General features: G+C 71.2%; 23 protein-coding genes and 1 pseudogene. 10 read left to right on the top strand and 14 right to left on the bottom strand.

Annotated elements, in window-relative coordinates; all coding sequences use genetic code 11:
- The first annotated feature begins 1 nt into the window (after position 1).
- The 4 genes from ABZW18_RS02610 to ABZW18_RS02595 all read left to right on the top strand — a co-directional run bounded on the left by ABZW18_RS02610 (position 2) and on the right by ABZW18_RS02595 (position 4,424).
- Complete coding sequence (locus ABZW18_RS02610; RefSeq protein WP_356180978.1) at positions 2–835, top strand: thiazole synthase; 834 nt, start codon at positions 2–4, stop codon at positions 833–835.
- 81 nt (positions 836–916) lie between these two features.
- Complete coding sequence (locus ABZW18_RS02605; RefSeq protein WP_356180975.1) at positions 917–1,381, top strand: SRPBCC domain-containing protein; 465 nt, start codon at positions 917–919, stop codon at positions 1,379–1,381.
- Between the two features lie 143 nt (positions 1,382–1,524).
- On the top strand, positions 1,525–3,456 hold the full coding sequence (pknB, locus tag ABZW18_RS02600) for a Stk1 family PASTA domain-containing Ser/Thr kinase (RefSeq protein WP_356180973.1): 1,932 nt from the start codon (positions 1,525–1,527) through the stop codon (positions 3,454–3,456).
- Positions 3,457–3,509: 53 nt separating this feature from the next.
- On the top strand, positions 3,510–4,424 hold the full coding sequence (locus tag ABZW18_RS02595; RefSeq protein ID WP_356180970.1) for a deoxyribonuclease IV: 915 nt from the start codon (positions 3,510–3,512) through the stop codon (positions 4,422–4,424).
- Positions 4,425–4,500: 76 nt separating this feature from the next.
- Here ABZW18_RS02595 and ABZW18_RS02590 read toward each other — a convergent pair whose 3' ends face one another.
- Positions 4,501–5,124 (bottom strand): sulfite oxidase-like oxidoreductase, encoded by a 624-nt coding sequence (locus tag ABZW18_RS02590; RefSeq protein ID WP_356180968.1) that lies wholly within the window; start codon positions 5,122–5,124, stop codon positions 4,501–4,503.
- A gap of 151 nt (positions 5,125–5,275) precedes the next feature.
- Here ABZW18_RS02590 and bfr point away from each other — a divergent pair, with 151 nt between their 5' ends.
- A complete protein-coding gene (gene bfr / locus ABZW18_RS02585; RefSeq protein ID WP_356180965.1) occupies positions 5,276–5,755 on the top strand; it encodes a bacterioferritin in 480 nt (159 codons plus the stop codon).
- A 9-nt stretch (positions 5,756–5,764) separates the two neighbouring features.
- Here the strand turns inward: bfr and ABZW18_RS02580 are convergent, their stop codons facing one another.
- Both ABZW18_RS02580 and ABZW18_RS02575 read right to left on the bottom strand, forming a co-directional pair.
- On the bottom strand, positions 5,765–5,995 hold the full coding sequence (locus ABZW18_RS02580) for a (2Fe-2S)-binding protein (protein WP_356180963.1): 231 nt from the start codon (positions 5,993–5,995) through the stop codon (positions 5,765–5,767).
- A gap of 163 nt (positions 5,996–6,158) precedes the next feature.
- The gene (locus ABZW18_RS02575) at positions 6,159–7,508 is read right to left on the bottom strand and encodes a class II 3-deoxy-7-phosphoheptulonate synthase (protein WP_356180961.1); all 1,350 of its coding nucleotides are present in this window, start codon (positions 7,506–7,508) and stop codon (positions 6,159–6,161) included.
- A 232-nt stretch (positions 7,509–7,740) separates the two neighbouring features.
- Between ABZW18_RS02575 and ABZW18_RS02570 the strand changes: the two genes are divergently transcribed.
- Both ABZW18_RS02570 and ABZW18_RS02565 read left to right on the top strand, forming a co-directional pair.
- The gene (locus ABZW18_RS02570) at positions 7,741–7,800 is read left to right on the top strand and encodes a trp operon leader peptide (protein ID WP_356181087.1); all 60 of its coding nucleotides are present in this window, start codon (positions 7,741–7,743) and stop codon (positions 7,798–7,800) included.
- A gap of 127 nt (positions 7,801–7,927) precedes the next feature.
- Complete coding sequence (locus ABZW18_RS02565; RefSeq protein ID WP_356180958.1) at positions 7,928–9,865, top strand: anthranilate synthase family protein; 1,938 nt, start codon at positions 7,928–7,930, stop codon at positions 9,863–9,865.
- 160 nt (positions 9,866–10,025) lie between these two features.
- Here ABZW18_RS02565 and ABZW18_RS02560 read toward each other — a convergent pair whose 3' ends face one another.
- The 4 genes from ABZW18_RS02560 to ABZW18_RS02545 all read right to left on the bottom strand — a co-directional run bounded on the left by ABZW18_RS02560 (position 10,026) and on the right by ABZW18_RS02545 (position 13,926).
- Positions 10,026–11,054, bottom strand: a complete 1,029-nt coding sequence (locus tag ABZW18_RS02560; RefSeq protein ID WP_356180955.1) for a 6-phosphofructokinase — start codon at positions 11,052–11,054, stop codon at positions 10,026–10,028.
- A gap of 136 nt (positions 11,055–11,190) precedes the next feature.
- Positions 11,191–11,835 (bottom strand): response regulator transcription factor, encoded by a 645-nt coding sequence (locus ABZW18_RS02555; RefSeq protein ID WP_356181084.1) that lies wholly within the window; start codon positions 11,833–11,835, stop codon positions 11,191–11,193.
- A gap of 26 nt (positions 11,836–11,861) precedes the next feature.
- A complete protein-coding gene (locus tag ABZW18_RS02550; RefSeq protein WP_356180953.1) occupies positions 11,862–13,121 on the bottom strand; it encodes a DUF5931 domain-containing protein in 1,260 nt (419 codons plus the stop codon).
- Between the two features lie 25 nt (positions 13,122–13,146).
- A complete protein-coding gene (locus tag ABZW18_RS02545) occupies positions 13,147–13,926 on the bottom strand; it encodes a lysophospholipid acyltransferase family protein (protein ID WP_356181083.1) in 780 nt (259 codons plus the stop codon).
- Between the two features lie 170 nt (positions 13,927–14,096).
- Here ABZW18_RS02545 and ABZW18_RS02540 point away from each other — a divergent pair, with 170 nt between their 5' ends.
- Positions 14,097–14,879 (top strand): alpha/beta fold hydrolase, encoded by a 783-nt coding sequence (locus ABZW18_RS02540; protein ID WP_356180950.1) that lies wholly within the window; start codon positions 14,097–14,099, stop codon positions 14,877–14,879.
- Complete coding sequence (locus ABZW18_RS02535) at positions 14,872–15,507, top strand: hypothetical protein (RefSeq protein WP_356180947.1); 636 nt, start codon at positions 14,872–14,874, stop codon at positions 15,505–15,507. The genes ABZW18_RS02540 and ABZW18_RS02535 overlap by 8 nt, the downstream gene beginning before the upstream one ends.
- A gap of 36 nt (positions 15,508–15,543) precedes the next feature.
- On the opposite strand, the gene ABZW18_RS02530 is transcribed toward ABZW18_RS02535, so the two are convergent.
- The 7 genes and pseudogenes from ABZW18_RS02530 to ABZW18_RS02500 form a co-directional block, all read right to left on the bottom strand.
- Complete coding sequence (locus tag ABZW18_RS02530) at positions 15,544–16,338, bottom strand: endonuclease/exonuclease/phosphatase family protein (RefSeq protein WP_356180945.1); 795 nt, start codon at positions 16,336–16,338, stop codon at positions 15,544–15,546.
- A gap of 50 nt (positions 16,339–16,388) precedes the next feature.
- The gene (locus tag ABZW18_RS02525) at positions 16,389–17,330 is read right to left on the bottom strand and encodes an ROK family glucokinase (protein ID WP_356180942.1); all 942 of its coding nucleotides are present in this window, start codon (positions 17,328–17,330) and stop codon (positions 16,389–16,391) included.
- Positions 17,331–17,413: 83 nt separating this feature from the next.
- Entirely contained in the window at positions 17,414–17,848 is a 435-nt protein-coding gene (locus ABZW18_RS02520) for a DUF5304 domain-containing protein (protein WP_356180940.1), read from the bottom strand.
- Positions 17,849–17,937: 89 nt separating this feature from the next.
- A complete protein-coding gene (locus ABZW18_RS02515; RefSeq protein WP_356181081.1) occupies positions 17,938–19,068 on the bottom strand; it encodes an ArsA-related P-loop ATPase in 1,131 nt (376 codons plus the stop codon).
- Between the two features lie 492 nt (positions 19,069–19,560).
- Positions 19,561–20,010, bottom strand: a pseudogene (locus ABZW18_RS02510) (ArsA-related P-loop ATPase); the annotation flags it as partial.
- Positions 20,007–20,456, bottom strand: coding sequence for an SRPBCC family protein (locus tag ABZW18_RS02505; RefSeq protein ID WP_356180937.1), 450 nt, complete (start codon positions 20,454–20,456; stop codon positions 20,007–20,009). The gene ABZW18_RS02505 and the pseudogene ABZW18_RS02510, both read right to left, overlap by 4 nt.
- A 176-nt stretch (positions 20,457–20,632) precedes the next feature.
- Positions 20,633–21,394 (bottom strand): metallophosphoesterase, encoded by a 762-nt coding sequence (locus tag ABZW18_RS02500; protein ID WP_356180934.1) that lies wholly within the window; start codon positions 21,392–21,394, stop codon positions 20,633–20,635.
- Positions 21,395–21,669: 275 nt separating this feature from the next.
- Between ABZW18_RS02500 and ABZW18_RS02495 the strand changes: the two genes are divergently transcribed.
- Positions 21,670–23,466 (top strand): AMP-dependent synthetase/ligase, encoded by a 1,797-nt coding sequence (locus ABZW18_RS02495; RefSeq protein ID WP_356180931.1) that lies wholly within the window; start codon positions 21,670–21,672, stop codon positions 23,464–23,466.
- Positions 23,467–23,471: the final 5 nt, after the last annotated feature.

Genomic DNA, 23,471 nt, shown 5'->3' with positions numbered 1-23,471 from the left:
CATGGCCGACACCGCCGTCCTCCGCGGGGCGCCCTCGGCAGCCGCCGACACCCTCACCATCGGCGATACGACCTTCGGTTCCCGGCTGATCATGGGCACCGGCGGCGCCCCCAGCCTGGACGTTCTGGAGCGGGCGCTGACCGCCTCGGGCACCGAGTTGACCACGGTGGCGATGCGCCGTCTCGATCCGACCGTGCAGGGCTCGGTGCTGTCCGTGCTCGGCAGACTGGGCATCCGTGTCCTGCCGAACACCGCCGGGTGCTTCACGGCGGGCGAGGCCGTGCTCACCGCCCGCCTCGCGCGCGAGGCGCTGGGCACCGACTGGATCAAGTTGGAGGTCGTGGCGGACGAGCGCACCCTGCTGCCCGACCCGGTCGAACTGCTGGACGCGGCGGAGATCCTGGTCGACGACGGCTTCACCGTGCTCCCGTACACCAATGACGATCCAGTGCTGGCCCGCAAGCTGGAGGACGCCGGCTGCGCCGCGATCATGCCGCTGGGCTCGCCCATCGGCTCCGGCCTCGGCATCCGCAACCCGCACAACTTCCAGCTGATCACCGAGCACGCGCGCGTGCCGGTGATCCTCGACGCCGGGGCGGGCACCGCATCGGACGCGGCACTGGCGATGGAGCTGGGCTGCGCGGCGGTGATGCTCGCCTCAGCGGTCACCCGGGCCCAGGAGCCCGCGCTGATGGCCGCGGCGATGCGGCACGCCGTGGAGGCGGGGCGGCTGGCACACCGCGCGGGCCGGATCCCGCGCCGCCACTTCGCCGAGGCCTCCTCGCCGGCCGAGGGCCTGGCCGCGCTCGACCCCGAGCGCCCCGCGTTCGGGTAGCGGCGGTCCGGCCGGGACGCAGCGCGCTGATCCGCTGGGAAGGGCGGGGCAGGCCGTAGCGTGGAACCGGAGGTGGTCCCGGTGGTTCCAGAGGTCCCCGAGGTCCCCGATCGCGTCGAGCGCGAGGTATACGTGCCCGCGCCCGCCGACCGCGTATGGCGCGTGCTGACCGCCGCGGAGCACATCACTGCCTGGTACGCCTTCGGCGGCGCGGAGCTCGATCTTCGCCCGGGTGGCGCCCTGCGCTTCCGCTGGGACGAGCACGGCGAATTCCACGGCCGGGTGGAGATGGTCGAAGCGCCCTTCCGCTTCAGCTTCCGTATGGCTGTGAACCCGGACGTACCGCCCCGATCGGGTGACTCCACTCTCGTCGAGTTCATCCTCTCCCCCGAGGGCCGGGGCACCCGCCTCACCGTGGCCGAGACCGGCATCGGCAGTCTCGACGTCTCCGACGAGGAGAAGGGCCGGCACGCCGAGTACGCGGGCATGGCCTGGACCACCGCACTGGAGGAGCTGGCGGCCATCGCCGCCGCCTCGCACGCCTGAAGCCGCCCGCACCCCTCACCGCCCGGGATCCGGCGGCGGCCCGGGATGCACGGGTCCGTCGCTGTCACTGTTCGGCTGCAGTCCTGGCCCGAACCGGCCCGGGTGTCCGGCCGTGTCCGCGGCGGCTCGTAGACTGCGGGATCGTGGATACGACCCTGCAGGACCCGCTCGTCGGGCATGTGCTCGACGGCCGATACCGGGTCGAGGCACGAATCGCCGTAGGTGGCATGGCCACGGTCTACCGGGCCGTGGACACCCGGCTCGACCGGGTGCTCGCCCTGAAGGTGATGCACCCGGGCCTCGCCTCGGACGGCGCGTTCGTCGACCGCTTCATCCGCGAGGCCAAGTCCGTCGCCCGGCTCGCCCATCCCAACGTCGTCGGTGTGTTCGACCAGGGCACGGACGGGACGTATGTCTATCTCGCGATGGAGTACGTCGCCGGTTGCACGCTGCGCGACGTACTGAGCGAGCGCGGCGCTCTGCAGCCCCGCGCCGCCCTCGACATCCTGGAGCCGGTCCTCGCCGCGCTCGGCGCCGCCCACCGCGCCGGCCTGGTGCACCGCGACATGAAGCCGGAGAACGTCCTCATCGGGGACGACGGCCGCGTCAAGGTCGCCGACTTCGGGCTCGTGCGGGCCGTGGACACCAACACGAACGCCTCCTCCGGCTCCCTGCTGGGCACCGTCTCCTATCTCGCGCCGGAGCAGATAGAGCACGGCACCGCCGACACCCGCGCGGACGTCTACGCCTGCGGTGTCGTGCTGTATGAGATGCTCACCGGCGCCAAGCCGCACAACGGCGGCACCGCGGCCCAGGTCCTCTACCAGCACCTCCACGAGGACGTCGCGCCGCCGTCCGGGGCGGTTCCCGGGCTGGCCCACGAACTCGACGAGCTGGTGGCGGCGGCCGCCGCCCGCAGCCCCGAGCTGCGCCCCGCCGACGCCGTCGCGCTGCTGGCGCGTACGCGTGAGGCACGGAACACGCTCAGCGACGAGCAGCTGGACGCGGTCCCCCCGCAGGCCGTCACCGCCGGCCTGACCGGCTCCGAGGACCGTACGAGTGTGATCCCCCGGCCGGTGGCGCACGGCACCGGGCCGGGCGGCCCCGCCCCGGCGGATGACGACGCGCTGAACCGGACGAGCCGGCTGGAAATGCCTCCGCCCGGAGACCGTGCCGCCCCAGCCAGGACGGCACGCCGTGTGCCCCGGCGCGGGGCCCTCGCGGTGATCGCGGCCGTCCTGCTGGTGTTCGGCGTGGGCGCCGGCGTCTGGTACATCAACTCCGGCCAGTTCACGCAGGTGCCCGCCGTTCTCGATCTGCCGAAGAAGGAGGCCGAGCAGAAGCTGAGCGGCAGCGGCCTCGATGTGAAGGTGGACGAGGACTTCAGCGAAGTCGTGGACCGGGGCCGGGTGATCCGTACCGAACCGGGACCGGGCAAGCGCATCCGCGACACCGGCACAGTGACGATCACCGTGTCGAAGGGCCCGGAGATCGTGAAGGTCCCTCGGCTGGAGGGCGTCCCGCTGCCGAAGGCCAGAGAGCAGCTCAAGGAGCTGGGCCTGGCCCCGGGGACCGTCCGCAAGGAGTTCAGCAGCGAGGTGGCCCAGGGCTCGGTCATCCGTACGCAGCCCCCCGCCGGCACCAAGCGCAGCCCGGACTCGGCCGTCGCGATCATCGTCAGCAAGGGCGAGCCGATCGAGGCGTCGGATGTGACCGGCGAGACCGTGCAGGACGCCACACAGGAGCTGCGCGAGGCCGGGCTGAGGGTCGAGGTCTCCCCCCGGCGGGTCTTCTCCGAGGAGGAGAAGGGCAGCGTCGCCGGGCAGTCATCCGCCGAGGGCGACCAGCTCGCGAAGGGCGACATCGTCACGCTGACCGTCTCCAAGGGCCCGCAGATGGTCGAGGTGCCCGATGTCGAGGGCAAGAGCGCCGACGACGCGAAGCGGGAGCTGGAGGGCAAGGGGTTCGAGGTGCGGGTCACCCGGTTCTTCTTCGGCGACACCGTCTTCGACCAGTCGGTGGACGGCGGCGACGAGGCTCCGAAGGGCAGCTCGATCACGATCAGGGTCCGCTGAGACCCGGACGGCCGTACGGTCCGCCGTACGGCCGTCCGTGGGATCCTGGAGCGGTGCCGCAATCCCCCGGCGGGCAGCGACCCCCGTCCCCCCGCGAGAACCGAGTCCCTCGTCCCCGTAACCCGGTCGGCAGCCATGTGCCGGTCGCGGGCGGCCTGGCCGCCAACGGGCTGTCCTACGGCCGCGAGATCGGCGCCGAGGCCGTGCAGGTCTTCGTCGCCAACCCGCGCGGCTGGGCGACGACGGCCGGCAACCCGCTGCAGGACGAGGCGTTCCGGGAGCTCCGCGCCACCGAATCCGTCCCGGCCTACGTCCACGCGCCCTACCTGATCAACTTCGGCTCGCACACCGAGGCCACCGTGGACAGGTCGGTGGATTCACTGCGCCACTCGCTGCGCCGTGGCCGCGCCATCGGCGCTCTCGGGGTCGTGGTCCACACCGGCTCGGCGACCGGAGGCCGGCCCCGCGCCGACGCCCTGGCCCAGGTCCGGGAACGGATGCTGCCGCTGCTGGAGGAGCTCACTCACGACGACGACCCGTGGCTGCTGCTGGAGCCGACGGCCGGGCAGGGCGCCTCCCTGTGCTCTCTCGTCGAGGACCTGGGCCCGTACTTCGACGCGCTGGACCGGCATCCGCGGCTCGGCGTCTGCCTGGACACGTGTCACGCCTTCGCCGCCGGGCACGACATGGCGGCACCGGGCGGGACGAAGGCACTGCTCGACGAACTCGTGGACACGGTCGGCGAGGGCCGTCTGAAGCTCATTCACGCGAACGACTCGAAGGACGTGGTGGGCGCCCACAAGGACCGGCACGCGAACATCGGCAGCGGTCACATCGGGGCGGAACCGTTCGGCGAGCTGTTCACGCACCCGGCGACCAAGGGAGTGCCGCTGGTCATCGAGACCCCGGGCGGCAAGGAGGGCCACGCGGCGGACGTGGCGCGGCTGAAGAGGCTGCGCGACGGCTGACAGCGCGGCCGCGCAGGGCCCGGTGTCGGACAGCCCTGCCGGACAGGCCCGTCGGACAGGCCTGGTGGGACAGGGCCTAGAGCTCGGGCCCTTCGCCCGGCCCCTCCTGGTAGGAGTACCGCTGCTCCCGCCACGGGTCACCCAGGTTGTGATAGCCGCGCTCCTCCCAGAAGCCACGGCGGTCGGCCGTCATGTACTCGACACCGCGGACCCACTTGGGGCCCTTCCAGGCGTAGAGATGCGGTACGACCAGCCGGACCGGGAAGCCGTGCTCGGCGGTGAGCAGCTCGCCACCCTTGTGGGTGGCGAAAATGCTCCGTTCGGACGCGAAGTCGGAGAGCCGCAAGTTGGAGCTGAAGCCGTACTCCGCCCAGACCATCACATGGGTGACATCGGGCGCGGGCGGGGCGAGTTCAAGGACCGTACGGGCAAGGACGCCGCCCCATTCGGCCCCCACCATGCTGTACTTCGTGACACAGTGAAGATCAGCGACGACCGTGGAGTACGGCAGAGCCGTGAACTCCTCGTGCGTCCAGCAGTGCTTGTCCCCGTCGGCGGTCGCGCCGAACACCCTGAACTCCCAGCGGTCGGGCCTGAACTTGGGAACCGGACCGTAGTGCGTAACCGGCCATCCGCGCTGGAGCCGCTGCCCCGGAGGAAGCTCGACCTGCGCCCCTTCGTGGCTTTCCGGCTGACCCATGTGTCCATGGTGACAGACCGGGAAGGGTGGTCGTGACCAGCGCAATACCGATCGGGACAACTCATACTAAGCATGCACTTACTGGACCGTCCTCCCGGGCGGTGCGAGGATGCGCGCATCCTGCCGTTCTTGTCTGGAAGGAGCCACTGCGATGCAGGGCGACCCCGAGGTCATCGAGTTTCTCAATGAGCAGCTGACCGCCGAGCTGACTGCCATCAACCAGTACTTCCTGCACGCCAAGATGCAGGAGAACTTCGGCTGGACGAAGCTGGCGAAGTACACCCGCGCCGAGTCGTTCGACGAGATGAAGCACGCGGAGTTGCTCACCGACCGGATCCTCTTCCTCGAGGGGCTGCCCAACTACCAGCGGCTGTTCCACGTCCGGGTGGGCCAGACGGTCACCGAGATGTTCCAGGCGGACCGGCAGGTCGAGGTGGAGGCGATCGACCGCCTCAGGCGCGGGATCGAGATCATGCGGGCCAAGGGCGACATCACCTCGGCCAATATCTTCGAGAGCATCCTCGCGGACGAGGAGCACCACATCGACTATCTCGAGACACAGCTGGAGCTCATCGAGAAACTCGGGGAACCGCTCTACATCGCCCAGCTGATCGAGCAGCCGGACAGCTGATCCGGGAGGTCAGGCCGCTTCGGCGGAGAGTACGGCGGGGTCACCCTGATCCGCCATCTCGCGCCGTGGGCACGCGCCACGCCCCAGCAGCGCCTGGATCCGCCGCACACAGCTGCCGCAGTCCGTGCCCGCCTTGCACGCACCCGCTATCTGGCGGGGGGTGCACGCACCGGTGTCCGCGTGCTCGCGCACCTGCTTCTCGGTGATGCCGAAGCATGAGCAGACGTACACGCGATTCACTCCCGTCAGCGGGATCGGACAGCAGGACAACTGCGGGACAACTTCACGATGATCAGTGAGGTTACCCTTACCTTACCCACAATGGCCGACGCCTCACAACGCATGGGGGCACGGATCAATGTGATCCGTGCCCCACAGTGCTGTTCGAGCCGTCCGGCCGGTCCTACTGGCCCCGGTACATCTCCGCGACCAGGAACGCCAGGTCAAGGGACTGGCTGCGGTTGAGCCGCGGGTCGCAGGCCGTCTCGTAGCGCTGGTGGAGATCGTCGACGAAGATCTCGTGGCCGCCACCCACGCACTCGGTGACATCGTCGCCGGTCAGCTCCACATGGATGCCGCCCGGGTGGGTGCCGAGACCCTTGTGGACCTCGAAGAAGCCCTTGACCTCGTCCAGCACGTCGTCGAAGCGCCGGGTCTTGTGGCCGGAGGCCGCCTCGAAGGTGTTGCCGTGCATCGGGTCGCACACCCACGCCACCTGCGCGCCGGATGCGGTGACCTTCTCCACCAGGGTGGGCAGCTTGTCGCGGACCTTGTCCGCGCCCATCCGGGAGATGAAGGTGAGCCGGCCAGGCTCACGGTCCGGGTCCAGCCGCTCGATCAGCGTCAGGGCCTCTTCCGGCGTCGTCGTCGGGCCGAGCTTCACACCGATCGGGTTCCGGATCCGGGACGCGAACTCGATGTGCGCGCCGTCCAGCTGCCGGGTGCGCTCACCGATCCACACCATGTGGCCGGATACGTCGTACAGATCGCCGGTGCGCGAGTCCGTACGGGTCAGCGCGGACTCGTAGTCGAGCACCAGCGCCTCATGGGAGGCGAAGAACTCGACCGTCTTGAACTCCTCGGGGTCCACCCCGCAGGCGTTCATGAAGTTCAGCGCGCGGTCGATCTCGCGGGCCAGCGCCTCGTAGCGCTGTCCGGACGGGGAGGACTTCACGAAGTCCTGGTTCCAGGCGTGCACCTGGCGCAGGTCGGCGTAGCCACCGGTGGTGAAGGCCCGTACGAGATTCAGCGTGGCGGAGGAGGCGTGGTACATCCGCTTCAGCCGCTCCGGGTCCGGCACCCGCGCGGCCTCGGTGAAGTCGACGCCGTTGACGGAGTCGCCCCGGTAGGTCGGCAGGGTCACGCCGTCGCGGGTCTCGGTAGGCTTCGAGCGCGGCTTGCTGTACTGACCGGCGATCCGGCCGACCTTCACGACCGGCACGGAACCGGCGTAGGTCAGCACGGCGCCCATCTGGAGCAGCGTCTTCAGCTTGTTCCGGATCTGGTCGGCGCCCACGGCGTCGAAGGCCTCGGCACAGTCGCCGCCCTGCAGCAGGAACGCCTCGCCCTTGGCGACAGCGCCCAGACGGGCACGCAGCTGGTCGCACTCGCCTGCGAAGACGAGCGGTGGATACGATTCGAGGTCCGCGATCACATCGCGCAGAGCCTCGGGGTTGGGCCACTCAGGCTGCTGCGCCGCGGGAAGGGCTCGCCAGGTGTTGTCCCCGGCGTGAGATTCAGCGTTCACGGTCACGCCCTCCACATTACGGGGTCAAACACACCGTCCGGACCGCTGCCCACGGGATGAGACGGTCGGCACACGGCTCGACGGAGCCCCCGTAATCCCGGCGCCTGTCCGCCGCCGGAACAGCGGCCGTCCGCCGCCCGAACGCCGTCGGTCACCGGGCGGAACGATCTCCGCTGCGCCACCCCGTCTCCCGCGACGCACTGGGACCGGCGGGACACGTTCGGGTAGGGTTCTGGTCATGTTCGCGCAGACGATGACCATGAACTGGTGGTGGACCGCTCACCCGGCGGCCCACTGATTGCGCGTATCCGACATACCGACGCGAGGCCGCCCGAGGGGCGGCCTTTGTGCGTTATCGAGCCTCGCGGCTCCGGGCCGTTCCGCCGACTCGATCATCGATCCGAATCCGGAAGGAACAAACTCAGATGCATCGCGACATCACCGCGCTCCTGCGCCGGCTGTCCGCGGGCGACGGCCCGCCGTTCGCCCTGATCCACCGCCGCACCCCGGGCCGCCCTGGGGCCGCCGAGGCCACTGTCGAGGTGCTGACCGGCCCGGTTCAGGACGTGGAGCGGCTCGCGGACATCCCGCTGGGCGAGGGGGCGACCGGCGAGGCCGTGACCGACGCCCTCGCCCTGGTGCCCTTCCGGCAGATCCGCGAGCGCGGATTCGACGTCCGGGACGACGGCACACCGCTCACGGTGCTGCGGCCCGAGCAGGCGTACGAGCTGCCGCTCGACGCCGTGCGGGACGCCCTGCCGCAGCAGGTCGTACGCGTCGAGAACGGCGCCTTCGACATCGGCGACGACGCGTACGCGGCCACCGTCGGACAGGTGATCGAGGAGGAGATCGGACAGGGCGAGGGCGCGAACTTCGTCATCCACCGGACCTTCCGGGGCGAGATCCCGGGGTTCGACCGGGCCGACGCGCTCGCCCTGTTCCGGCGGCTGCTCGAGGGTGAGCGCGGGGCCTACTGGACCTATGTCGTGCACACCGGCGTACGCACCCTGGTCGGGGCCGGCCCCGAGGTCCACGTCCGGATGTCCGGCGGCACCGTCGTGATGAACCCGGTCAGCGGAACCTACCGCTACCCGCCCGAAGGGCCGGACGTCGAGGGCCTGTTGGACTTTCTCCAGGACCGCAAGGAGGTGGAGGAGCTGTCCATGGTCGTGGACGAGGAGCTGAAGATGATGTGCACGGTGGGCGACATGGGCGGGGTCGTCGTCGGGCCGCGGCTGAAGGAGATGTCCCATCTCGCGCACACCGAGTACGAGTTGCGCGGCCGCAGCTCGCTGGACGTACGGGAAGTGCTGAAGGAGACCATGTTTGCGGCGACCGTCACCGGCTCGCCGGTGCAGAACGCCTGCCGGGCCATCGAGCGCCACGAGGCCGGCGGACGCGGCTACTACGCCGGGGCCCTGGCTCTCATCGGGCGGGACGCGGGCGGGGCGCAGACCCTCGACTCCCCCATCCTCATCCGGACTGCCGACATCGACGCGGACGGCGGGCTGCGGCTCCCGGTCGGCGCCACGCTCGTACGCCACTCCGATCCGTACGCCGAGGTCGCCGAGACACACGCCAAAGCGGCCGGGGTACTGACCGCACTCGGTGTGCGCGATGCGCCGGTACGGGATGCGGAGGGCGCACGGGCGCGTTTGTCGGACGACCCGCGGGTGCGGGCCGTGCTCGACGCCCGCAGGGCGGATCTGGCCCCCTTCTGGCTGCGGATGCGGACAGCCGCCGGCCCGGCCGCCGGGCCCCGTACCGGCGCGATGTCCGGGCACGCGCTCATGGTCGACGCCGAGGACACCTTCACGGCGATGCTCGCCCACCTGTTGCGCTCCTCCGGCCTCACCGTGACCGTACGGCGCTACGACGAGCCCGGGCTGCGCGAGGCGGCGCTGTCGCACCAGGGTCCGGTGGTGCTGGGGCCGGGGCCGGGCGACCCCGGCGCCACCACCGATCCGAAGATGCGTTTCCTGCGGGAGCTGGCCGCCGCGCTGGTGCGCGGACACCGGCAGGGGCTGCTCGGGGTCTGCCTGGGTCATGAGCTGATCGCGGCCGAGCTGGGCCTGGATCTCGTCCGCAAGGACGTGCCGTACCAGGGGGCGCAGGAGCGCATCGACTTCTTCGGGCGTCCCGAGACCGTGGGGTTCTACAACACCTTCACCGCGCGGTGCGACGCGCTCGCCGAGAAGGAGCTGGCGATGCACCGGGTGGAGCTGAGCCGGGACCCGGTCAGCGGGGATGTCCACGCGCTGCGCGGGCCGGGCTTCGCCGGGGTGCAGTTCCATCCGGAGTCGGTGCTGACCCTGGACGGCGCCGCGATCACCGCGGGGCTGCTGGCGGCCGTCCTGGTGTGAGGGGCGCGGCGGATGCCTGAGCGATGGGCCCGGGCGGTGCCCGGCCCATCGCCCGGTGCCGCCGCCCGGATCCCGCGGGGTCGGCGCGGCGGACCAGGCGACCGGGGACTGCTTGGGACGTCCGGTCGGCCGCCCGGTCGGACCCCCCGAAGCGGCCGGGTCAGCCGAAGAAGACGCCGACCTCGGCGTACAGCTTCGGGTCGACCGTCTTGAGCTTCGCGGTGGCCTCGGCGATCGGGACCCGGACGATGTCCGTGCCGCGCAGGGCGACCATCTTCCCGAAGTCGCCGTCGCGCACCGCGTCGATCGCGTGCAGCCCGAAGCGGGTGGCGAGCCACCGGTCGAAGGCACTCGGGGTTCCGCCGCGCTGGACGTGACCGAGCACGGTCGTGCGGGCCTCCTTGCCCGTCCGGCTCTCGATCTGCTTGGCGAGCCACTCGCCGATGCCGGACAGCCGGACGTGTCCGAAGGAATCCTGCGAGCCGTCCTTGAGGACCAGATCGCCGTCCCTGGGCATCGCCCCCTCGGCGACGACCACGATCGGCGCGTAACGGATCTTGAAGCGGGACTCGACCCAGGCGCAGACCTGGTCGAGGTCGAAGCGCTGCTCGGGGATGAGGATGGCGTTGGCGCCGCCCGCGAGGCCCGAGTGCAGCGCGATCCAGCCCGCATGACGGCCCATCACCTCGACCACCAGCACCCGCATATGCGACTCGGCGGTGGTGTGCAGCCGGTCGATGGCCTCGGTCGCGATATTGACGGCGGTGTCGAATCCGAAGGTGTAGTCGGTGGCGGACAGATCGTTGTCAATGGTCTTCGGCACGCCGACACAGGAAATGCCGAATTCGTCGGCGAGGCGCGCCGCGACGCCGAGGGTGTCCTCACCGCCGATGGCGATCAGCGCGTCGACCTCCTGCTTGACGAGGTTGTCCTTGATCCGGCGGATGCCGTTGTCGGCCTTGAGGGGGTTGGTGCGCGACGATCCGAGGATGGTGCCGCCGCGGGGCAGGATGCCGCGCACCGCGGGGATGTCGAGCTGGACCGTGTCGCCTTCGAGCGGCCCTCGCCAGCCGTCCCGGAAGCCGGTGAACTCGTAGCCGTACTCCTGGACGCCCTTGCGGACGACAGCGCGGATGACCGCGTTGAGCCCGGGGCAGTCGCCGCCCCCGGTCAGTACTCCGACCCGCATGGAATCTTCCCTTCTCCACATTGACCCGTACGTGCGGCTCACGCTAACGGTGATCCAGGTCACAGGGGATGGGGTTGGCGGCCGAATCCGATATACGGAAAGGGAGCCGAGTCCCGCGGTTCACTCGTACGAGCGGCTATTCGTCGTCCAGACCGCGCTCGATGGCGTATCGCACCAGCTCCACGCGGTTGTGCAACTGCAGCTTGCCCAGGGTGTTCTGCACATGGTTCTGGACCGTGCGGTGCGAGATGACCAGCCGCTCCGCGATCTGCTTGTACGAGAGCCCCTTGGCCACCAGCCGGAGCACCTCGGTCTCCCGTTCCGTGAGCCGGGGCGCGCCGGGATCGTGAGACGTCGCGGAGACCGGGTCCGCGGCCAGCCGCCGGTACTCGCCGAGCACCAGCCCGGCCAGGCCCGGGGTGAAGACGGGATCGCCGACGGCCGTCCGGCGCACCGCGTCGAGCAGTTCATCCGTGCTGGCGGACTTCAGCAGATAGCCCGTCGCACCGGACTTGACCGCTTCCAGCACATCGGCGTGCTCGCCGCTCGCGGAGAGGACGAGCACGCGCAGCGCGGGGTTGGAGCCGACGAGCTCCTTGCAGACCTGGACGCCGGGCAGACCCGGCAGATTGAGGTCGAGGACCATGACGTCGGGGGTCGCCGCCCGGGCCCGGCGCACCGCCTGCGGGCCGTCCCCGGCGGTCGCCACCACGTCCATCCCCGCGGCGCCCAGGTCGCGGGCGACCGCGTCCCGCCACATCGGGTGGTCGTCGACCACCATGACCTTGAGCGTCGTCGCCTGTTCGCTCACCGCTTCGCCTCACTCCCCCGGGGCTCCTTCGGAACCCTCAACTCGACCTCCGTGCCCTGCCCGGGGACCGACAGCAGCTCTGCGCTGCCGCCCAGTTCCCGCAGCCTGCTGCGGATCGACAGCGCAACGCCCAGCCGGCCCTCGCGCTCGGCGTCCGCCAGCCGGCCTTCCGGGATGCCCGGGCCGTCGTCCCGTACGGTCACGATCACCGCGTCGGGCTCGTCCTCCACCAGGATCCACGCCTGCGCGTCCGCGCCCGCGTGCCGACGCACATTGTCCAGCGCGGCACCGACAGCTGCCGCCAACTCCGCTGCCGCCGCGGCCTCCAGGGACACCGGCGCCCCCGGCTCGGCGAAGGACACCCTCGCCCCGGCGTACGGGGCGAGGAGCGCCCGCAGATCGCAGTGATCTCCACAGCTCCCCTCGCCGTCCTCCGCCACGCGCGCGTGCGCGTGCCCCGCGTCCGGTACGGCCGCGGGTTCGTCCCCTGCCGCGGGCGGGGATGCGGTGCGGGCCGCGGGGATCAGTCCGCCGGCGACCAACGTGCGCAGCGCGACCTCCTGCTCTCCCGCCATCCGGCCCAGCTCGGCCGCCTCGCCGCCGATCTCGGCACCGCGGCGCTGCACCATGGCGAGCACCTGGAGCACGCTGTCGTGGATGTCCCGGGCCAGCCGCTCCCGCTCGCGGGTGGCGGCGTCGATCTGGAGAGCGCGGGCAAGGGTCCGCTCACTGGCGCGGGCCACCTCGACGACATAGCCGATCGCGACGCTCGCCACCCACACGAGCAGAACGTTGTGGACGGTGTCCCGGGCGAAGCTGCCGCGCTCGAGGACGTTGGCGACAGCGACCGGTGTGGAGGCCACGGCCGCCCAGCGCCAGCCGCCCTTGATCGCGAAGCCGAGCACGGCTCCGGCCGTCCAGATGGACGGCAGGGTGGGGCCTCCGCCGACGACCCGGGCATGCGTGTCGACGACGGGGGTGAGCAATATGCCCGTCAGCGCGATGGTCAGATCGACGGCCAGGAAGCCCATGGTGCAGCGCTCGGGGGAAGTCACCCTGCGCCAGGTCAGGCACATCCATCCGGTCAGCACGGCCATGTAGGCGGCGGCGCCGAGCGGGTGGGCGTACTTGCCGTAGGCGATGGCGAAGAGCCCGAGCGCGTAGCAGAGCGTCAGAATCCGGTAGCCGGTCAGCGCCCGCCACAGCGGCAGCTCCACCGACATCCGCAGAGCCGTGTCGCGCTTCTGCAGCGCCATCTCCCCCACCCCCGGTCCGGCGCGGCTACGCCCCGGCTGTCTTCTGCTGCCTGTCGTCCCTGTCGGCCTTCTCGGCCCTTTCCGCTTCGGCCCTCTCGGCCCTGGCGGCCTTCTCGAGCTCCGCGAGATGCTTGGCCGCCTCCGCGATCTGCCGCTTGGCGGCCGTCGCGTAGATGTCGACGTACTCCTGACCGGACAGCTTCATGATCTCGTACATGACCTCGTCGGTCACCGAACGCAGGATGAAACGGTCGCCGTCCATGCCCGTGTAGCGGCTGAAGTCCAGCGGCTTGCCGATACGGATGCCCGGCCGGATCATCTTCGGCACCACCTTGCCGGGCGGCTGGACCTTCTCGGTGTCGATCATCGCGACCGGGATGACCGGGGCGCCGGTGGCGAGCGCCACGCGCGCGAGGCCGCCCGGCTTGCCGCGGTAGAGCCGTCCGTCGGGCGACCGCGTGCCCTCCGGGTAGATGCCGAAGAGCTCGCCGCGCTCCAGCACGCCGATCCCGCTCTTGATGGCGGCCTCGCCGGCGCCGCGCCCGCCGGAGCGGTCCACCGGCAGTTGGCCGACGCCCTTGAAGAAGGCCGCGGTGAGCTTGCCCTTCACCCCGGGCGAGGTGAAGTACTCCGATTTCGCGATGAACGTGACCTTGCGGTCGAGCACCGCGGGCAGGAAGAAGGAGTCCGAGAAGGACAGGTGATTGCTCGCCAGGATCGCGGGACCCCCGACCGGGATGTTCTCCAGCCCCTCCACCCAGGGACGGAAGGCAAGCTTCAGCGTCCCTCCGATGGACAGCTTCATTGCGCCGTAAAGCAACCGAGGACCTCCTGTATGCGACGGAGAGACCTTAACCCGCGGCGGCGCGAGTACGGCTCCGAGGCCGCCCTCGGACCTACCCGGTGTCGGTCCCGTCGCGTACGGTGAAGCCACACTGTGATCCATGACGAACCCACGACGAACAGGAGATTCTGGTGCCGGTCCTCCCGGGAGCCGAGCCGTTCCGCCATGAGGGCGGACCGGTCGGCGTTCTCCTCTGCCACGGCTTCACCGGATCCCCGCAGTCGCTGCGCCCCTGGGCCGACTTCCTGGCCGAGCGCGGGCTGACCGTTTCCCTGCCACTGCTGCCAGGACACGGCACCCGCTGGCAGGACATGCAGCTCACCGGCTGGCAGGACTGGTACGCCGAGGTGGACCGCGAGCTGCGGGTCCTCGCCGAGCGGTGCAGCCAGGTGTTCGTCTTCGGGCTGTCGATGGGCGGGGCGCTGACGCTGCGGCTGGCCGCCAAGCACGGCGACGCCGTCAGCGGCGTCGTGATCGTCAACCCGGCCAACAAGGTGCACGGTCTGATGGCGCACGCGCTGCCGGTCGTGCGGCACCTGGCGCGTTCGACGAAGGGGGTGGCGGACGACATCGCCCTGGAGGGCGGCGCGGAGGTCGGCTACGACCGCGTACCGCTGCACGCGGCGCACTCCCTCCGCCAGTTCTTCCGGCTGGTCGACTCCGAGCTGCCGCAGGTCACCCAGCCGGTGCTGCTGCTGCACAGCCCGCAGGACCATGTCGTACCGGCCGCAGACTCGGCCCGCATCCTGAGCCGGATCTCCTCGACGGATGTCACCGAGACGCTGCTGGAGCGCAGCTACCACGTGGCGACGCTCGACCACGACGCCGAGCGGATCTTCCAGGACTCCTACGACTTCATCGGGCGGCTCGCCCCGGGCGCAGGCAAGGAGAAGGAGACGGCGAGCGGTGGCTGAGCGCAACACCGGAGCAGGTCCGGAGGACGGACGCGACCCGGTCGACGAGGACGCCGTATGGGCGGCCATCGTGGCCGGATACGGCGACGAGCCCGCGGACCCTGACCCGCTCTCGAACAAGGACCGGGACGACGACCGGGTCGAGAACAACGACGAGAACGACGAGAACGACGAGGACGCGGACGGCGGCAAGGGCGCGGGCAAGGCGGTGAACGGGGAAGGCGACGACGTCCCGGAGGAGCCGGAGGCGCCCGCCTCGGACCCCGCGAGCACCGCGAGCCCCACCGGCCGCCCTCTCGGCTCGAGCATCACGGTCTACTCCCCCGGTGCCGGCCCCCGCGACTGGAATTCGCCCGCGGCATCGGAGGACGACCCCGACGAGGGGCACTTCGTACCCCCGGAGCCGCCGCCCCTTCCGTCGGCCGACACCACGGCCAAGTTCGCCTGGCTCGCGGTTCTCGGCGGCCCGCTGCTGCTTCTGCTCACGGTGCTGCTGCAGTGGGAGATGACCTGGTGGATCGCCACTCTCGGCATCGGCGGTTTCCTCGGCGGCTTCGCCACCCTGGTCATCCGGATGAGGGACGATGACGACGAGGACGACGATCCCGGCCGAGGCGCGGTCGTCTGACGCCGGAGTGCTGAGGCCTGGGGCCGGGGTACGGCTCTAGGCCTCGGGAGCTGCGGGAACCGCCGGAACTCTGAGGGCGGCGAGGACCGGTAGGTGGTCCGTGGCCGTCCTCAGGTCGGATGCGGTGATGCCGGGCAGCCCGTGGGGGTCCTCTCCGCCGGTCGCCGGGAGTGGGACACCGCAGCCGAGGACTTCGACGCCGTGCGTGGCGAAGACGGCGTCGATGCGCTGGAGAGGGTCGCCGGGCCGGGTGGTGTGCTCGCCGCCCCAGGGCTTGGTGGCCCAGCCATCCTGCAGTTCGGCGGCGATCCTGCGGAACGTGCGACCGTTGGGCCGGTCGTTGAGGTCGCCCGCGACCACGGCGTGCGGGGTGTCATCCGCGGTGAGGCGGTCGAGGAGCAGCCCGCCCTGTGCGTAGCGCTCCGCGGCCTGCATGCTCAGATGGCAGCTGAGGACGCTGAGCCGGGCGCCCCCGATCCGTACGACGGCGGTCGCGAAGCCGCGCTGGTGGAGACCGGGGGTGCGGGGCAGCAGGATGTCCTCCGTCCGCTCCACATGAGCCCGCAGCGAGGCCAGGATCATCGGCCCCGAGGCGGTCGCACCGCCCGTGACGTACACCAGGCCGGACTCGCGGGCCAGCCACGCCGCGGCCTTGCGCCAGCGGAAGAACCGCGGCGCCTCCTGGATGCACACGAGATCGGGGGCGCAGGCCCGGATCACCCGGGCGAGCGCCGCCCGATCGTCGCGCATGGAACGGATGTTGTAGCTGAGCAGGCGGACCACGGCCGAACCGTCAGGCTCGGTGCGGGATTCGGGTAGCTCCGCCGGCATCGCCCCGTCCCCCTTCGTGCTGTCTGCTTCGTACGTTCGGCTTCGTACGGTCAGCCCTGGCGGGCCAGGTCCGCGGCGCCGACCAGTCCGGCCTCGCCGCCGAGCTGGGCGGCGAGGACCTGGGCGTGCGGCCGGTACTGACCGCCCACCAGCCAGCGGCGGAAGGACTTGCGGATCGGGTCGAGGACGAGGTCGCCCTCGTCGGAGACCCCGCCGCCGACGATGAACGCCGAGGGGTCGAACAGCGACGCGAGGTCGGCGAGGCCGGCGCCCGCCCAGCGGGCCAGCTCCCGGAACGAGTCGATGGCGACCGGGTCGCCCTGCCGGGCGGCCTCACTGACGTGCTTGCCCTCGATCGAGTCGGGGGTGCCGTCGCCGAGGCCGAGCAGGATCGTGGCGTTCTCGGGGGTGGCCACGGCACGCTGCTTGGCGTAGCGGACCAGGGCGCGGCCGGAGGCGTACTGCTCCCAGCAGCCCTGGCTGCCGCAGCCGCACAGCAGACCGTCGGGGACGACCCGGATGTGGCCGAACTCGCCTGCCACGCCGAAACGGCCGCGGCGCAGCTTGTTGCCGATGATGATGCCGCCGCCGAGCCCGGTGCCGAGGGTGATGCAGATGACGTCCTCGTGGCCCTGCCCGGCGCCGAAGCGGTACTCGCCCCAGGCGGCCGCGTTGGCGTCGTTCTCGACGACGACCGGCAGCCCCACGCGCTGCTCGACCTTGTCCTTGAGCGCCTCGTGACGCCAGTTGATGTTGGGGGCGAAGAGTACGGTGGCCCGCTTGTCGTCCACGTAGCCCGCCGCGCCGATGCCGACCGCCTCGACCTGGTGGCCCGTGCTGACCTTGCGTACCGCCTCCGCGATGGCGTCGACGACCCCTTCGGGCGTGGGCGGAGTGGGTACCTTGCTCGTCTCGAGAATCGAGCCCTCTTCGTCGACCACGCCAGCTGCGATCTTCGTGCCGCCGATGTCGACGCCGATGGTGAGTCCCATGTGTCCCTCAGTTATTCCGGTCGATCCCCGCCGTGACCAACCGTACCCCGTACCGGAGGGCGGCTCGGGCGATGACGGGACGATCAGTCGAGGTCGATGCGCTCGGTACCGGAGGGGCCGTCGGGGCCCTCGGGACCGCCCTCGCCCCGAGTCCAGCGGCGCTCCTGACCCTCGACGGCGGCCCGGTAGGCGGCCAGCAGCTCGGACCCGGCGGCGGCGAGGTGATCGAAGACCTCGGGATTGCGCTCGACGACCGGCTCGACGGCGGCCTTCGCCTGGGCGATCAGCTGCTGTACGGCTCCCGCGGCGGCGGTGCCGGAGAGCGGGGTCTGGATCGAGGAGAGCTTGTCGGCGACGGCGTCGGCCAGCTTGCGCAGCTCCTCGGCGGCACTGCCGGGTGTCGTTCCGGTCTGCGCGCTGCGGCGGGCCCGCTCTGCGGCCAGGTCCTCGGCGCAGGCCTTGGCCCAGGCGTCGGCATCGGCGGTGTCGGCTGCGGGGCGCTCGGTGGCGTCGCTCATGGCGGGCTCCTGCGGGAGAACTTCGGAAGTACTTCGACGTTACCCGAATAGGGGTACGCCGCGGAGCCGCCCGGAGGCGACTCCGGTGCTCAGCCCGGCGCGGGTGACGTACGCGGCCACTGGGTGGCGTCGGGGGTGAAGCGGATCTTCAGTTCGCCGTCCGCCAGACCCGCGCCGGAGACGGAACAGCGGCGCAGCGCGGACGGCAGCGGCACGATACGGCAGAATGGGCCGACGGTGAGGACGAGTTCGTCGCCGCGCCGGATGAGATCGAGCTCCCCGCGCTCGGCACCGGGCAGCGGCAGTCGCCAGATGAGCACACCCTCGTCGTCGAGCCGGTCCTCGACGGGCCAGGAGTCGTGACGGGGGCCGGGGCCGGCGGGCCGGGCGCCGTGAGCGGAGCCGGAGCCGTCGGTCCGGGTGTCGGGGAAGAGGCCGACAGGCTGCTCCAGCCCGTCGGCGAGTCCCGCGCCCTCGACGAGTCCCGGGCGCTCGACCGCACCCCCGTGCTCGACCGGTCCCGTGTGCTCGACCGGTCCTGCCTGGTCGACCGGTCCGATGTGCTCGACGGGTCCGGCCGTGCCGTGCCCGCCTCCGAAGGTCGCCGAGACGGCCGCCCCGACCAGCTCCGCCAGGTCGTCCGGCCCGTCCGGATCGCGGCCGAGATGCGGCAGCTCACAGAGCGTGGTGCCGGTGACGACGTCCGTGTACAGCGCCTTCAACGCGGTCTGCTGCTGCCCGGACAGGGCGGCGAGCCAGGGGTCGGCCGAGCCGGTGGGCAGCAGCCGGTTGGCGACGACGGCGTCCGCGCGCAGGCCGTACAGGGCGAGCCCGGCGCGGGCGGTACGCAGTGCCTCGGCGCCGGCCGGGCCGGGTTCGATGACGATACGGACGCTCGTCGCGGGCGACTCGATCACGGCCTGTGCGACGGCGAGTTCGCGCTCGCAGCGGGCCGCGGTGTCGTAGAGCCACTCCGTCGGCATGGGCACCCCGGCGAGTTGGGCGAGCATCGGGCGCAGCGCGCGGGCCGCCTGCCGCTCTGTCGGCAGCAGCCGCCGCAGGTAGCGCCGCAACTGCCCGGGAAGCGCGAGCACCGCCAGCGTCTCCGGCGTCGGCGGCATGTCGATGACCACCAGATCCCAGGTGGAGGGTTGAGCTTCGGCCTCAGCGGTGCTGCCGGGCGCGTCGGCGGTGCGCTCCCGCGGCGAACCGGGGTCCACACCGGCGGTTACGTCTCCGGGTGCGGTGCCGGCGGCGCGCCCGCGCCCGCTCCGGTCTCCGGCAGGAACGGCCGCTCCGGCGGCGCGGGCGGCGTCCCCTTGCGGACCACCGGGACTGGCCCCGGCCCGCGGGCCACCGGGGCTCGTCCCGGCGAACTCGCCCCCGGGCACCGCGTCCCCGCCCCGCGGCGCCCTCGGCTGCGACACCGACCCCGCGCCACGTCCCGCGGGAGCGATCCCCTCCGCAGGCCGGATCGGACCCTCTTGCCCCACCGACGAACCACCGGAACTTCCCTCGGCGGCCTCACCACCGGGCACGGTACGGCCGCTGCGAGCGGCATGCGATGCGGCGCCCTCCGGCCGATCCACGACGGGTACGGGTACGGGTACGGAGGGCACGCCAGGCTGCGGGACGCGGGCTGTCCCCGCCCCGCCTCCGGCCGCAGATCCCCTCCCGTCGGTGTCTTCCGTCGGGAGGTCGTGCAGAGCCTTCAGCGCGTGCAGCAGCGCGAGTTGCGGGGCACCCGGCAGCTCCGTGATCTCGTCCCTGTCGAGGGGACGGGCGCCGAGCAGGTCGAGGGCGGCTGAGCTGCGCTCCTGAAGAGTGAGCAGCGCGATGCGGAAGTGTTCCGCGGAATCGATACGGGCGGCCCACAGGTTCGGCGCGGCGCGGAACGGTCGGGTCCAGGGCTGCCCGGCGGCCGAAGACGCCTGGGAGCGCCCGCCGTAGCCGGCGGCTTGCCCCCCGGACGACTCGTGCGCCCCAGGCTCCCCCGGCCGCAAGGCGGAGCCCCCGAGAAGGGTTTCCAGCGTGCCGGAGCGGTCGGTGGTGAGGAGCAGAGTGCGGCGGCCGCGCAAGGCGCCGGCGAGAGCGGTCGCTGCGGCGACGGTGGTACGACCGGCGCCACCCGCTCCGGTGACCAGGACCGTACGCGCGCTCAGGCCTGAGCCCCGCTCTCGACTCGCTTCTTCAGGCCCGCCAGCGCGCGGTCGATGATGACCTTCTCGGCCTTGCGCTTGATCATCCCCAGCATGGGGATCTTGACGTCGACCGTCAGCTGGTAGGTGACCTCGGTGCTCGCACCGCCCGCCACGGGCGTCAGGCTGTACGAGCCGTCCAGGGCACGCAGCATCTGGGACTTGACCAGCGACCAGCTCACCACGTTCGCGCCGGTCCAGGTGTAGGCGAGGGTGTGGTCGTCCTTGATCGCGCCGGCGTCGAGCACCAGCCGGACCTGCTCGGCCCGCCCTTGCGCATCCTTGGCCAGAACCTCGGCCTCCTTGACCTCGCCGGTCCACTCCGGGTAGCGGTCGAAGTCGGCGATCACCGCCATGACCTCGGACGGTGCCGCGTCGATCGTGATGCTCGAGCTGGTGTGTTCCGCCATCGCGGTGGCTCCTCCACTACGGTCCCACTACGGTCCGATCCGCGGCCTGTTCGCCTGCCGGTGAAGGCTACCGCGCGCAGGTCGGAGGGCCGGCACCCGGCCCGTACCCGCCCCGGCCGGTGTCCGCCGCGAAACGGCTCACCGGCTCGGCGGCACGCACGACTCGCCTTCACCCTTCACCACTCCAGAGCGTACGGCCGCCCGGTGGCCGCGAAGTGTCCGACGTTGATGCACTCGGTCGCCCCGATCCGCATCCGGTGGGCCTGCGGCTGATGGACATGGCCGAAGAGGGCGTGCCGCGGACGGGTGGCTCGGATCGCTTCCAGCAGCGCGGGGCTGCCGCGCTCGAAGCGGCGGGCGACGGTGTCGTAGCAGAGCTCGGGCACCTCGGGCGGGATGTGCGAACAGAGCACGTCCACCTCGCCGATCGCGGCGATCTTCGCGGCGTACTCCTCGTCGTCGATCTCGTACGGGGTGCGCATCGGACTGCGCAGACCTCCGCCGACGAAGCCGAAGACGCGGCCGCCGATCTCGACCCGCTGCGCGTCGAGCACGGTGGTACCCGGCTGGGCGTATTCGGGCCACAAGTGTGGGATGTCGACATTGCCGTAGGTGGCGTACGTCGGCCGGGGGAATGCGGCGAAAAGTTCGGCGTACTGCTTGCGGACCGCGGCCTCGATGGCGGCTGCGCGATCGAGGCCGTTCCACAGCCGGGCGCCGAACTCGCGAGCCTCCTCGAAGCGCCGGGCGGTGCGCAGTTCGACGATGCGGTCGGCGTTCTCGACCCCGAAGAGATCGGGGAAAATACCGCGCGAGTGGTCGTCATAGTCAAGGAAGAGCACCAGGTCACCGAGGCAGATCAGGGCGTCGGCACCGTCCCCGGCCCGGGCGAGGTCCCGGCTGTTGCCGTGCACATCGCTCACTACATGGACTCGCATGTCTCATGACATTACGCCGCGCGCCGACTGCCCGGGAGCCCGCCCTCACCTGCGGTTACTTCCGGGTCACCCGAGGGTTGGAATACTCTGCGCAAAGCAGTCCCCCATGCTTGTGTGACGCATGAAACATCTGACCCAATCCCCTATCGGGAACGCAGTACCGATGGGTAACGTCCGGGCAGTCCACCCCCCCGCAGCCTGATCATGGACCGCAGCCGACGCAGCACGCCGGTGCACGACGTAGCGGCGCCAGCGTCCGACGAGGAGCAGCAGTCTTGCGCGAGTTCAGCCTTCCGGCCCTGTACGAGGTCCCCGCGGACGGCAATCTGACGGATCTGATCCGCCGCAATGCCGCGCAGCATCCCGACGTGCCGGTCATCGCCCGCAAGCGGAACGGCCAGTGGGAGGATGTCACCGCGACCGGCTTCCTCGCCGAGGTGCGGGCCGTCGGCAAGGGCCTGATCGCTGCCGGGGTGCAGCCGGGCGACCGGGTCGGTCTGATGTCCAGAACTCGCTACGAGTGGACGCTGCTCGACTTCGCCGTGTGGGCGGCGGGCGGGGTCACCGTGCCGGTGTACGAGACCAGTTCGCCCGAGCAGGTCGCCTGGATCCTCGGCGACTCGGGCGCTGTCGGCGCAATCGTCGAGAGCGATGTCCACGAGGCCGCGGTCGAGTCCGTACGTGACCGGCTGCCCGGTCTGAAGAACGTCTGGCAGATCGAGCGCGACGCCGTCGAGCAACTGCGCACCAAGGGCGCGGAGATCTCCGACGCCGAGGTCGACGAGCGCAGCGCCCTCGCGAACGCCGACTCCCCCGCGACGATCGTCTACACCTCGGGCACCACCGGCCGTCCCAAGGGCTGTGTGCTGACCCACCGCAACTTCTTCGCCGAGTGCGGCAATGTGGTCGAGCGGCTGCGCCCGCTCTTCCGTACCGGCGATTCCTCCGTGCTGCTCTTCCTCCCGGTCGCGCACGTCTTCGGACGGCTCGTGGAGATCGCCTGTGTCCTCGCGCCGATCAAGCTCGGGCACGTGGCGGACATCAAGAACCTCACCGGTGAACTCGCCTCCTTCCGGCCGACGATGGTGCTGGGCGTTCCGCGTGTCTTCGAGAAGATCTACAACTCGGCGCGGGCCAAGGCGCAGGCGGACGGCAAGGGCAAGATCTTCGACAAGGCCGCCGACACCGCCATCGAGTACAGCCGCGCGCTGGGCACCCCGTCCGGTCCGTCGCTGAGCCTGAAGTTCAAGCACAAGGTCTTCGACCGGCTCGTCTTCAGCAAGCTGCGGGCGGTGCTGGGCGGGCGCGGCGAGTACGCGATCTCCGGCGGCGCGGCACTCGGCGAGCGGCTGGGCCACTTCTACCGCGGCATCGGCTTCACGGTGCTGGAGGGCTACGGCCTCACCGAGTCGTGCGCGGCGACCACCTTCAACCCGTGGGACCGGCAGAAGATCGGCACGGTCGGACAGCCGCTGCCGGGCTCGGTGGTGCGGATCGCCGACGACGGCGAGGTGCTGCTGCACGGCGAGCACCTGTTCTCGGGCTACTGGAACAACGAGACCGCGACCGCCGAGGCGCTGTCCGACGGCTGGTTCCACACCGGTGACATCGGAACCCTCGACGAGGACGGCTACCTGGCGATCACCGGCCGGAAGAAGGAGATCATCGTCACCGCGGGCGGCAAGAACGTCGCCCCGGCAGTGATCGAGGACCGGATCCGGGCGCACGCGCTGATCGGCGAGTGCATGGTGGTCGGGGACGGACGGCCGTTCGTGGGCGCGCTGATCACCCTGGACGAGGAGTTCCTGCCGCGCTGGGCGGAGGACCACGGCAAGCCGGCCGGGTCCCTGGCCGCCGAACTGCGCGAGGACCCCGACCTGCTGGCCGCGGTCCAGCAGGCGGTGGAGGACGGCAACGCCGCCGTGTCGAAGGCGGAGTCGGTACGCAAGTTCCGTATTCTGCCTGCTCAGTTCACGGAGGAGTCCGGGCACCTCACGCCGTCGCTGAAGCTCAAGCGCAATGTGGTGGCGAAGGACTTCGCGAGCGAGGTCGAGTCGCTCTACCACGGCTGATAAAC

The sequence above is a fragment of the Streptomyces sp. NPDC004647 genome, from assembly GCF_040609575.1.
Lineage (GTDB): Bacteria > Actinomycetota > Actinomycetes > Streptomycetales > Streptomycetaceae > Streptomyces.
This window is presented reverse-complemented; position numbering and strand designations above follow the sequence as displayed.